Genomic DNA, 11,115 nt, shown 5'->3' with positions numbered 1-11,115 from the left:
CGCACGAAGGCGAGGAGGCGCGCCCCCTCCTCGACGAAGGCGGCGGCCAGGTTCGCGGCCTCGACACCGGCGCTGCGCCGCACGATCGGGACCTTGAGGGTGGCGGTGCCCGGCGGCGCGTCGAGAGCGGCCAGGAACGAGGAAATGTCGACCTCGGACTCGTCGGCCATGATGGCGCCCTGCCACAGGACCAGCTCGTGGGCGCCGGCCGGCGAGCCGTCCTCGGTGATGGCGACCGCGTCGCGCCCCGTCAGTGCGCGCCCCACAGACCCAGCGTCGCGCACCGTCGCGCTGAGCATGACGACGCGTGGATCCGCGCCCAGGTGGTGGGCGACGCGCAGCAGCCGGCGCACGACCAGCGCGATGTGCGAGCCGGTGACGCCGCGCCAGTGGTGGGCCTCGTCGATGACGATGAGGCGCAGCGACGCCAAGAAACGCGACCAGCGCTGGTGCGACGGAAGCATCACGTAGTGCAGGAAATCCGGGTTCGACAGGATCAGGTCGGCGCCCACCCGCGCCCACTCCTTGGCCTCGCGGGGCGTGTCCCCGTCCACGGTCGTCGCGCGCACGCGGCGCAGCCGCTCATCGACGAGGCCGGGGCCGACTCCCGGGTCCCCGTCCCCCTGTGCGTCCTCGGGGGTCACGTCCTGGCCCAGCAGTGACATGAGCGAGGCCAGCTGATCCGCGGCCAGGGCCTTCGTGGGGGCCAGGTACAGGGCAGACGGGCGGCGGTGGATCGCGGAAATGCGCGACGAATCCTCGGCTTCGACCAGGTCGGAGAGGATCGGGGTCCAGGCGGCCAGCGACTTGCCCGAGCCGGTCCCTGTCGCGAGCACGACGTCGCGGCCCTCGCGCAGGGCGTCCATGGCCTCGCGCTGGTGGAACCACGGGCGCTCCACGCCCCGGCGCGCCCACGCGTCCATGAGCGCAGGGCAGACCCACTGCGGCCAATCCGCGATTCTTTCCGGGCGCCCCGGGAGCGTCACGTGGCCGACCAGGCGGTCGTCCCCGGAACTCAGGCGCTCCAAGACGTCCAGCAGGTCGGTGGGGGAAGGAGAAGAAGGCGACGTGGGCGCGCTCACGTCGCCCGACGGCGCGTGATCGGGTGCCTCATCCCGAGGCGACGCGGACGACCCCGTGCCAGGGGCGAAGCGCGCGTGCTCGCGTGCGCCCGCCCCGGCCTCGTCCGGGTCGGGAGAGGCGGAGCGGTCAGCGCTCATCCGAGTCCGGGTTCACCCACCCCAGCGCTTCGGACGCCGACTCCTTCACGTACTCCATCGCGGCGATACCCGTCGAAATGCCCGACGAAATAGCGTCGCGCAGCTGGTCGTTGGACAGGCCCGCCTCCGTGTCGACCACGAAGTCCGCGTAGACGCCGAGCGTGCCTTCCGGGGTGGTCGCCGTGTACACCGTCGGGAAGTACTTCTCGCGATTCCAGTTGTCGGCGGTCGCGAACATCGCGTGCTCCGCGCTGGCCGCCGGAATATCGGGCTCCCACAGGGCCCGAATCGACAGGAAGCGCCCCGCCGTATCGAAGGACACCAGGAAGGGTATGCGGTCGAAGATCGCCCCGCCCGCGCGTCCCGGCTCGATCACGTCGAGGGCGTAGCCCATCGCGCGAATGGCGGCCGTGACGCGCTCGAAGTTCGCGGGGTAGGGCGTCGTATCGTCTTCGGGCACCACAAAAGGAACGTTCACTGCGCCGCCTCCTGGCTCTGTCCATCCCAATCCACGAACCCGGGCAGCGTCACCTCAAGGTCCGCGAAGAATCCCATGATCATCGCCATCGACGTTTCGAAGAAGTGGTCGAGCTGTGCCTGGGTGAGGCCGGACAGCACGACGATGTTGCACTCGGCGATCAGTCCGTACTGCGCGCCGTCCTCCAGCGGGGCCAGGTAAGCCTTGGGGCCCGTGCGGGTCGCGTTGCAGGCCGCGACCTCGCGCGCGAGCTCACCGAACTGCTCCGGCGTGCGCGCGATCCCCCGCCATTGGGCGCGCAGCTGCAGGATCTGAGGGTTCGTCGCGTTCCAGAAAAAAGCGGCGTTGGGCGTCAGGTAGGCCAGCTCGCCCTCGTTGTAGTCGCCGAAACGCACGTCCCGGGAGCGCAGCAAATCACGAATACGGTCGGTGCTGACAGGTGAAGAAGAGGCCACTGACAACTCCCGCGTTAAACGTACACAATCGGACACCCCCACTGTAACCGAGGCCTCCGACACGCGCTCGCCCACCCTGAGCGCCTTCCGAGCGCTCCCCGAGCGGGCGGCGAGGCTCGCGTCGTGGCCTGTGCGCCCCCGAAGCGGCCTTTCCAGTTGTAGATCCGCGTCTCCAACCCGTCCGCATGCACGCCCAATCCGCGAAGGCACGCCACACTCCACTACAGTGGGTATGCAGTAGACGCATCGACACGAACGGAGGAACACATGGACGACCCCAATTCCGCCCTGCCCTCCGACCCGAGCGTCGACGAATCCTACACGAAGAGCTCTCGTCCCGCTCGCCCCCGCGCTCGCTCAGGCGCGCGCGCAGACTCCGACGGGCGTGACGCGGGGCAGGACGGCGCTCCTGTCAAGGGTCGCCCTGCCCGTGCGCGCACAGCCGACCCCGCGCCTCGCGAGGCCGAGGCCGCTAACGCTCCCACGCCTCGTCGCCTGAGCTCCGACGGGTGGTATCGGCTCAAGCTCGCCCGCCGCCTGGCCGGCGTGGCCATCTGCCTGCTGGCGACGGGGCTCATCAGCCATGTCGCGCTGACCACCTCCTACGGTCAGGTGATCGACACGATCCTCATGGAAGGCATGATGCGATCGGCAGGCCAGTACGAGGGCTTTTCGACGCTCATCACCGGTATCGTGTCCGTCCCCGTCATGGGAGTCGTCGGCGTCATCGTCGCCCTCGTCGCGGCCGCGAGGCGTCGGCCCACGCTGGCCGGGCGCGCCCTCGGCGCCGTCGTCGGCGCCAACATCGCGACCCAGATCCTCAAGGACTACATTCTGACCCGGCCCAACCTGGGGGTGACGACCGGCGCCGGGAACTCCCTGCCCTCCGGCCACACGACCGTCGCGGTGACGCTGTCGTTGGCGCTCATCGTGGTCGCACCCCAGTGGTTCCGCAGCCCGGCGGCCTGGATCGGGTGGGCGTGGACCTCGCTCATGGGTGTGTCCGTCATGATGGAGGGATGGCACCGGCCCTCCGACGTCATCACTGCCGCGCTCATCGCGGGCGCGTGGGCCCTCGCCCTGTCGCCCATCGAGCGACGGCCGAGGCATGGGGCGTCGATCCAGCGCGCGATGGTGTGGGTGTGCCTGGGCCTTCTCGGCGTCGCGGTCCTCGCCACGCTGGCCGCCATGTGGGGCTTCAGCATGTCCGCCGCGTCCCCCGGCTCCGGCTATGGCTTTGAGCATTTCCTCCAGATTCGGCCGTGGCGTTCGCGCGTTCTGGGCGTCGCCGCTATCGCGTGGGTGAGCGGCATCTGCGGCCTCATCATCCACGAGGTCGACCGCCTCGCAGGCGAATAGTCACGCCCCTGGCTTTCGGGGGCGTGGACGGTGGATAATGGAAAACGCCGTTGGGTCGGCTGCCCGCAGCCGACGGGCCCACTTGTGACGGCCGCGCCCTGGGCCCCTACAGTCGCAGATTCGCCCCGAAAGGACCGGCATGCCTCGTCCCGCCTCTACTGTTGTCACTTCCAAGCCCGCGCGTGTTGTCCTGGGTCTGCTGCGTCTCGCGGTGGGCTTCGTGTTCCTCTGGTCGTTCCTGGATAAGACGTTCGGCCTGCACTACTCGACCGGCCCCTCTCGCGCGTGGATCAACGGCGGCACGCCCGCGCAGAGCTACCTGACGGGCGCGACGACCGGTAAGCCGCTGGCCTCCTTCTTCGAGTCTCTCGCCGTGCCCGCGATGGATTGGCTGTTCATGGTGGGCCTGCTCGGCATCGGGGTGGCCCTCGTCCTCGGTATCGGCACGCGCCTCGCGGCGGTCGCGGGCGTCGTCATGCTGGGTTTCATGTACGCGGCCGTGGCTCCGTGGGTGTGGGGGTCGCTCAATCCGGTGGTGAACGAGCATCTGGTATACGCGCTCGTGCTGATCTTGATTCCGCTGACGAGCGCGGGCGACACGCTCGGCCTGGGTTCGTGGTGGAAGGGCCTGGGGCTGGTGAAGAAGCTGCCTTTCCTCATTTGATTCGCGTCGACGAGGCCGTGGTCGGGTTTTCCGGTCGCGGCCTCCGCGTTTCGTGGTGGGGGTTGTCGCGATGGTGGGGCTGTCGCGTTTCGTGGTGGTGTCTACGGTGTGGCATCGACGGTCGTTGTGCCGTGGTTTCCCAACAATCTCGCATGCAATTCCCCTGGTTCTATTTCAAATGTTGAATTGCGATCGTTGGAATTGCAACGTTTGTTGGGGATGTTGAAGGTTAAAGTAATTGAATTGCATGCGGAATTTTGGGTGTGAGGTCGGGGTGTCGGGAGCGTGGGGGCTTGGGGGTGCGGGGAGTGGGCTACCCCGTCGGTTCGAGCATCTTGCCACGGGACGTTGGTCCCCGAAAGTTTCTGAAAAAGTGCGCGCGTGGCGAGGGGAACAGAGCGACTCGCGAGATGAGCATATGTCACTCGAATGACACTAGATATTGTGGTTGTCGTTCGGCTCAAACACTAGATCTAGTGATTCGTGGTCACGTATTCCTAGATCTAGGGGAGGGGCGCATCGGGCGGGGAAAACCTCCATCACCCACAGTGCCACGACCACGCCCCATAAGGGCACAGTGTTCACGACGTGTCGATCACGCGTCCGAACAGTACTGCCGGCCCGCCGCCCATCGAAGCAACGGCAAGGCCGCTCCCGCAGCCGCCGACAATGAATAGAAACCCCATGCTCGCAGCGAAAAAGCGGAATCAAGACAGGACCAGAACAATGACCGCACCCCGATACGACGTCGACGCTATTGCAACCGTCGAGGAGTACCTCGACCGCTCCGACTGGCGAGTCAATGCCAACGCGAACCAGGGGTATTCGCTCGGCGGCCTGATCCTGAACTCGGCGGGCAAAATCGTCGCCAACTACTGGCTCGAACACGTCTACACGCCCGAGATCGGCGCCCCGCACCGCGAGGGCGACTACCACATCCACGACCTCGACATGTTCGCCGGATACTGCGCGGGCTGGTCCCTCAAGCGCCTCATCCAGGAGGGCTTCAACGGCGTGGGCGGCGCGATCGCCTCGGCCCCGCCGCGCCACTTCTCCTCGGCGTGCGGCCAGATCGTCAACTTCCTCGGCACCCTCCAAAACGAGTGGGCGGGCGCCCAGGCCTTCTCCTCCTTCGACACCTACATGGCGCCCTTCGTGCGCCTGGACGACATGGAGTACGAGGACATCGTTCAGTGCATGCAGGAGCTCATCTACAACCTGAACGTGCCCTCGCGCTGGGGAAGCCAGTGCCCCTTCACGAACCTCACCTTCGACTGGACGTGCCCGGACGACCTGGCCGACGAGCACCCCCTCATCGGCGACGAGGTCGTCGACTTCACCTACGGCGAGCTCCAGCGGGAAATGGACCTCATCAACCGCGCGTTCATCGAGGTCATGATGGGCGGCGACGCGGACGGGCGAGTCTTCACGTTCCCGATCCCGACCTACAACATCACGCCCGACTTCGATTGGGAGGGCGAAAATGTCGACGCCCTCTTCGACATGACGGCGAAGTACGGCCTGCCCTACTTCCAGAACTTCATCAACTCCGACCTGGACCCGCACATGATCCGCTCGATGTGCTGCCGCCTCCAGCTCGACCTGCGTGAGCTCCTCAAGCGCGGCAACGGCCTCTTCGGCTCGGCGGAGCTCACCGGCTCGATCGGCGTGGTCACGCTCAACATGGCGCGCCTCGGCTACCTGTACAAGGGGGACGAGGAAGGCCTCGTCGCGCGCATGGACGAGCTCATCGACCTGGCCTCGAAGTCCCTCGAGATCAAGCGCGAGACCATCCAGTACCACATGGACCACGGCCTCTTCCCCTACTCGCGCCGCTACCTGGGCACGCTTGATAACCACTTCTCGACGATCGGCGTCAACGGTATGAACGAGATGGTGCGCAACTTCAGCGACGACGCCTACGACCTGACGGACCCGCGCGGCTTCGACATGTGCGTGCGCATCCTGGATCGCGTCCGCGAGCGCATGGTCCAGCTCCAGGAGGCCACCGGCCACATGTACAACCTGGAGGCGACCCCCGCGGAGGGTACGACGTACCGCTTCGCGAAGGAGGACCGCAAGCGCTTCCCCGACATCATCCAGGCGGGCACGCCCGACGAGCCCTACTACACGAACTCCTCGCAGCTTCCCGTGGGCTACACGGATGACCCGTTCCAGGCCCTCGAGGATCAAGAGGTCCTGCAGGGCAAGTACACGGGCGGCACGGTCCTGCACCTGTACATGGGCGAGCGCGTCTCGTCGGGCGAGGCCTGCAAAGAGATGGTGCGCCGCTCGTTGACGGCCTTTAAGGTCCCCTACATTACGATCACTCCGACCTTCTCGATCTGCCCGGTCCACGGCTACCTGGCTGGCGAGCACTTCACGTGCGAGAAGTGCGCGGCCGCCCACCCCCACGCGGAGCCGCAGGCCTGCGAGGTGTGGACGCGCGTCATGGGCTACTTCCGACCGGTCCAGTCCTTCAACATCGGCAAGAAGGGCGAGTATCACGAGCGCCAGATGTTCTCCGAGGGCGCCGCGGACGCTCACGGTGAGCTCGTCAGCGCGTTCCCTCCCGCGGGGAGCCGCTGACGTGGGCGCCCGTCCCCATGGCGACGAGGCCGAGGCACCCCGGGAGGGCGCCGTGAGCCTGGGTGGCCCCGGCCTCGCCCAGGGGCGGGCGTCGCGCGAGTGGACGCCGGACGACCTGCAGATCGCGGGCCTCGTCCCTATGTCGAGCGTGGACTGGCCCGGCAAGTTCGCGGCGTCCCTGTTCCTGCAGGGCTGCCCGTGGGCGTGCCCGTACTGCCATAACAGCGCGATCATCGACCCGCGCATCCCGGGTGTGGTCGCGTGGAGCGCGCTGGAGGATCTGCTGGCGCGCAGGCGCGGCCTCCTGGACGGGGTCGTGTTCTCTGGCGGCGAGGCGACCCGTCAGGTCGCGCTCGGGGCGGGGATGGCTCGCGTGCGCGAGCTCGGCTTCGGCGTCGGCCTGCACACCGCCGGCCCCTACCCGCGCCGCCTGGCGGAGCTGCTGGGAGCGGGCCTCGTCGATTGGGTGGGCATCGACGTGAAGGCGACCCGGGGCAACTACGAGGCCGTGGCTGGGCGCGCGGGCTCCGGCGAGCGGGCGTGGGAGTCGCTGGGCATCGTCCTGGCTCATCCCGAGGTGGACCACGAGGCGCGACTGACCGTCTATCCGGATGGGCCTGGCGACGGCTTCGAGGTGGCGGCGCGGGCGCGCGAGATGGGGGTGCGGTCCTTCGCGCTCCAACAGGCGCGAGAATTCGGTACCCCGGAAGGTTTTGATGCCTCGCGCGGCGGATGGGACGATCAGGTGCGCGCGCTCGCGGCGGACATCGAGAGCCTCAATTTTGACAGTTTCGTCTTTCGTGGGGGCTCCTAGGGGCTTTGTCAAGTGACAGCGCCGAATAGTGGGAAGAAAATAGCGCAAGGTTTCACCTGTGACGTGTGAGCGCGGTATTGTGTAACAACCGCGTGACCGATGAAGTCTGGAGCACCGATGGCAGAAGAGCTGCATTTCGACGATCCTGCGGCGGCAGCACAGGATCCGTCGACCGACGCCGAAGCGCTGCGCCAACTGGCGTATCGCTACCCCGAGCTGCGCCCGGTTGTCGCCGCGCACCCGCACGCCTATCGAGGGCTGCTCGACTGGCTACACCAGTTCAATGACCCGCAGGTCAACGCGGCACTCGAGGCTCGCGACGACTATGACGGCTACATCGACTCCAACGGCTACCTCGTCATGCACGGTGACGTGTCCGGCGCGGTCGCCGGTTCCTCGATCCGTACCTCCGAGTCCGGCATGTATGTGCTCGGCCAGGGTGGTGTGAACTCCTACTCGCAGGTTGAGCGCACGACCCCCTACTCCGCGGTCGTCGGCTCGAACGCGCCGGTCCCGAAGGTGGGTGCGCGCGAGCAGGTGGTCGCCCAGGTGCAGCGCCACTCGATTATGGGCGGAAATGCCGCTCAGGATCCCGAGGCGACCGCCGTGTACCCGAGCACGCCGCAGGCCTACCCCAGCGCGTCGGGCACGCCCGCCCGCGCCCAGTCCACGCCGCAGGCGTACCCCAGCGCCGGCGCCTCCTACCAGGTACAGTCCACGGCCCAGCAGCAGGCCGTGCCCGTCACGCGCGAACGTCGCCCCGTCCCGGTCATGGGCATCGTCCTGGGCATCCTCGCAGTGGTCGCGTTGGTCCTTCTTGGCTTCGTGATCTTCGTGTTTACGCGCGGGTACGAGGGGCCAGCGGGCGGGTCGGATCCGGCCACCTCCTCGTCGAGCGCGACGTCCACGCCGTCGCCGAGCGCCACGACGGATGAGCCCGTGAAGTTCCCGGCCCCCGCAGGCGCCACGAAGATGGATAACTTCATGGCGCCGTCGGGCAACATCAAGTGTTCCTTCAGTGCCGATGGCGTTACCTGCGGCATCGCCGACTCGGACTGGGAGGAGGAGGGTTACGCCTCCTGCTCCGGCAGCAAGGTCGGCACGCTGACGGCCACGAAGACGGAGGCGACCCAGTCGTGTGCGGCGTCGATGCCTTCGGGTGGCCCCAAGCTGGAGTACACGACCGCCGCCACGAACGGCGACTACGCGTGCCGCTCCACCGAGGACGGAGTGACCTGCTGGAACACGAAGTCGGGCAAGTCTTTCGCCCTGTCCCGCGCGGGTTGGATGACCGGCACGAACGGCGAGATCAGCCCCACCGACTTCGCGTGGAACCAGTAGGCTGAGACGTGCGGGCGGGCTCCGAGGGGAATCCTTGGAGCCCGCCCGTGTTGTCTGCACAGACGAGGCATGGGCGTGCCTGAGTGGGCGCGTTGGGCCGCCGAGGGCCCGCACGAACGATGGCCTCACTGTGTCGCGGGTCGGTCGTGGCGCAGATGTAACGCTCCTGACGGGGCGTTGTCTGGCCGCGGGCCCCTCCCATTCGATAGGCTGGACACTGTGAGTACTCCGAACGCGCCCCGCCCTGCCCTCACCCCGCGTCAGCGTTTCCTGCGCGAGCGCCAGCAGCGTCAGAACTTGACGTTCGCCTTGGTTGGCGGCGCGCTGCTAGTGGTCGCGGTGATCGCCGCCCTCGTGTTTACCGGGATTGTGCCGGTTCCCTTCGGGAACGACTTCTCCGTGAAGGTCAAGTACGCCGAAACCGGCGACATTCCCTGCCCGACAGCGAACTCGAAGCCCGTGACCCCCTCGACGGTGTCGGTCGCGGTCATCAACACCACCCAGCACCAGGGCCTGGCCTCGAAGGCCACGGACATGCTCACGACCGCAGGCTTCCAGACGCAGGAGCCCGAGACCGCGGACGTCGAGTACACGGGCAAGGTGCGCATCACCGCCGGTCCGGCCGGCGTCGATAACGCCTACTCGGTCGCCCGATTCTTCCCCGGCGCCCACGTGCGCCTCACCGACGCGACGGGTTCCGACGTGAAGGTCGAGCTGGGTACCTTCTACGACGACACGATGAGCGCGGAGGACGTCCAGCGCGTCCTAAAGTCCACCGACCCTGTTGAACAGCCCGCCAAGTGCCGCCCCATGTCGGGTTCGTGAGCCGACCGACGTGACGTAACCCTAGGAAGGCCGCCCCTCGGGGCGGCCTTCCTAGGGTTAAAGGACGCAACGTGTTGGTTTTGTCGCGCTCTTTTGGCTTGCTGGTGCGGGAAAGACGGTGTTGGAGGTGGTTGTGTCATCGAGGGGCGTGAATACCCCCCGTACCTGATGTGCGGGCTAACGTCTGGGCGAATGCTTGGCCGGGTGCGGACACTCGGTGTCATGTGGACACTCAGTGTCAGGGGGCAGTTCGCCAGCGCCGACGGTGTCCACCATGCCAAGCCTCTGGTACGCCACCGGCTGTGTCATCGGCTGCGCCACTGACTGCGCCGCCGGCGTCATTGCTTGGCTCCCGTTGGGTGTGCTTTCCTAGAATTTCGCATGCAATTCCCCGCCCCTGTGTCGCGCCTAACATTCGCATCGTTGGAATTGCAACGTTTGTAGATGCGGTTGAAAGTTCACTCAATCGAATTGCATGCGAAACTGCTCCGAGGATGTGCGCTCGCAACGCGCACGTGGGCCCGCTTCGCCGCCGCCTGACCGCCGGGCGGCTTACCCTAGTGCACCCGCGCGCACGTGGGCCCGCTAATTCGCACGATAACCCGCTAATGCGAGCGTGGGCAGCCTCGCCCAGACGCGGAATAGGGGGTTTACGTGCGAGCTCCATGCGAGGCCGGACGCCGTTGAGCTGTCCCGGGTATTGTGGAGAGTGTCTTGGGCCGGATTGGAGGTTTGGGATGTCTGGTCAGCGTCAGTATTCGATGGAGTTGCGTGAGCGTGCGACGCGTATGGCGTTGGAGGCTCGTGCTGATCCCTATTAAGCGCATTAGCGGCCAGTTGGGGATCAATCCTGAGGCGCTGCGTACCTGGGTGCGCGCCGTGGAGCAGGGCGGGCGCAATGAGCGTGGCGAGATCAGTGATCAAGAGGCCCATATACGGGCGCTGGAAGCTGAGAACCGTGAGCTACGGCGGGCCAACGAAATTTTGAAGGCGGCGTCGGCTTTTTTCGGGGCGGAGCCAGGTCGCCTCGGACGCTAGTCTACGAGGTCAAGTCCTGTGGAGTGGTGTAATCGTTTTGTGTCCTTCGGGTTGTGTTATGCGCTGAGTTGGAGTGGGGTGTCCTCCTGTTGGGTGGGTTGGGGTGTGAGTCGTGATTTGGTGAGGATGTCGAGGCTGAGGTAGCGTCGGCCTTCGGCCCATTCGTCGTTTTGTTCGGCTAGGACGGCTCCGACCAGGCGGATGATGGCCTGGCGGTTGGGGAAGATTCCCACGGAGTCGGTGCGTCGGCGGATTTCGCGGTTGAGGCGCTCATTGGGGTTGTTGGACCAGATCTGGGTCCATACCCCGGTGGGGAAGGACGCGAACGCGAG

At 66.7% G+C, this 11,115-nt stretch carries 10 protein-coding genes and 1 pseudogene; 7 read left to right on the top strand and 4 right to left on the bottom strand.

Going from position 1 to position 11,115, the window contains the following annotated elements; all coding sequences use genetic code 11:
* From HMPREF1138_RS03265 to HMPREF1138_RS03255, 3 genes are all read right to left on the bottom strand, one after another.
* Positions 1-1,019 (bottom strand): DEAD/DEAH box helicase (locus tag HMPREF1138_RS03265; RefSeq protein ID WP_155887127.1); only part of this gene is annotated, 1,019 nt, incomplete at its 3' end.
* A 190-nt stretch (positions 1,020-1,209) separates the two neighbouring features.
* Positions 1,210-1,698, bottom strand: a complete 489-nt coding sequence (locus HMPREF1138_RS03260; protein ID WP_039936674.1) for a YbjN domain-containing protein — start codon at positions 1,696-1,698, stop codon at positions 1,210-1,212.
* On the bottom strand, positions 1,695-2,153 hold the full coding sequence (locus tag HMPREF1138_RS03255; RefSeq protein ID WP_009056464.1) for a YbjN domain-containing protein: 459 nt from the start codon (positions 2,151-2,153) through the stop codon (positions 1,695-1,697). The genes HMPREF1138_RS03260 and HMPREF1138_RS03255 overlap by 4 nt, the downstream gene beginning before the upstream one ends.
* Positions 2,154-2,420: 267 nt before the next feature.
* Between HMPREF1138_RS03255 and HMPREF1138_RS03250 the strand changes: the two genes are divergently transcribed.
* From HMPREF1138_RS03250 to HMPREF1138_RS03220, 7 genes and pseudogenes are all read left to right on the top strand, one after another.
* Positions 2,421-3,512: a phosphatase PAP2 family protein gene (locus HMPREF1138_RS03250; RefSeq protein ID WP_009056476.1), complete on the top strand. Its 1,092-nt coding sequence runs from the start codon at positions 2,421-2,423 to the stop codon at positions 3,510-3,512.
* Positions 3,513-3,651: 139 nt separating this feature from the next.
* Complete coding sequence (locus HMPREF1138_RS03245; protein WP_009056479.1) at positions 3,652-4,176, top strand: DoxX family membrane protein; 525 nt, start codon at positions 3,652-3,654, stop codon at positions 4,174-4,176.
* 684 nt (positions 4,177-4,860) lie between these two features.
* Positions 4,861-6,765: a ribonucleoside triphosphate reductase gene (locus HMPREF1138_RS03240; RefSeq protein WP_081495962.1), complete on the top strand. Its 1,905-nt coding sequence runs from the start codon at positions 4,861-4,863 to the stop codon at positions 6,763-6,765.
* Position 6,766: 1 nt separating this feature from the next.
* The gene (locus HMPREF1138_RS03235; RefSeq protein WP_009056462.1) at positions 6,767-7,579 is read left to right on the top strand and encodes an anaerobic ribonucleoside-triphosphate reductase activating protein; all 813 of its coding nucleotides are present in this window, start codon (positions 6,767-6,769) and stop codon (positions 7,577-7,579) included.
* A gap of 117 nt (positions 7,580-7,696) precedes the next feature.
* Complete coding sequence (locus tag HMPREF1138_RS03230) at positions 7,697-8,920, top strand: variant leucine-rich repeat-containing protein (RefSeq protein WP_009056468.1); 1,224 nt, start codon at positions 7,697-7,699, stop codon at positions 8,918-8,920.
* A 219-nt stretch (positions 8,921-9,139) separates the two neighbouring features.
* Positions 9,140-9,745, top strand: coding sequence for a LytR C-terminal domain-containing protein (locus HMPREF1138_RS03225; RefSeq protein WP_009056473.1), 606 nt, complete (start codon positions 9,140-9,142; stop codon positions 9,743-9,745).
* Between the two features lie 702 nt (positions 9,746-10,447).
* A pseudogene (locus HMPREF1138_RS03220) lies at positions 10,448-10,765 on the top strand (transposase); the annotation flags it as partial.
* Positions 10,766-10,839: 74 nt separating this feature from the next.
* On the opposite strand, the gene HMPREF1138_RS03215 reads toward HMPREF1138_RS03220, so the two are convergent.
* Positions 10,840-11,115 (bottom strand): IS256 family transposase (locus tag HMPREF1138_RS03215; protein ID WP_009056474.1); only part of this gene is annotated, 276 nt, incomplete at its 5' end.

The organism is Actinomyces sp. ICM58 (assembly GCF_000283035.1).
Taxonomy (GTDB): Bacteria; Actinomycetota; Actinomycetes; order Actinomycetales; family Actinomycetaceae; genus Pauljensenia.
The sequence above is the reverse complement of the archived record's forward strand: the minus strand, read 5'-3'. Positions and strand labels throughout refer to the sequence as shown.

What these genes read in the sequence shown, in the direction of transcription:
- HMPREF1138_RS03245 (WP_009056479.1), top strand. Translation starts at nt 3,652, where the DNA reads ATGCCTCGTCCCGCCTCTACTGTTGTCACTTCCAAGCCCGCGCGTGTT.
- HMPREF1138_RS03250 (WP_009056476.1), top strand. Translation starts at nt 2,421, where the DNA reads ATGGACGACCCCAATTCCGCCCTGCCCTCCGACCCGAGCGTCGACGAA.
- HMPREF1138_RS03230 (WP_009056468.1), top strand. Translation starts at nt 7,697, where the DNA reads ATGGCAGAAGAGCTGCATTTCGACGATCCTGCGGCGGCAGCACAGGAT.
- HMPREF1138_RS03240 (WP_081495962.1), top strand. Translation starts at nt 4,861, where the DNA reads ATGCTCGCAGCGAAAAAGCGGAATCAAGACAGGACCAGAACAATGACC.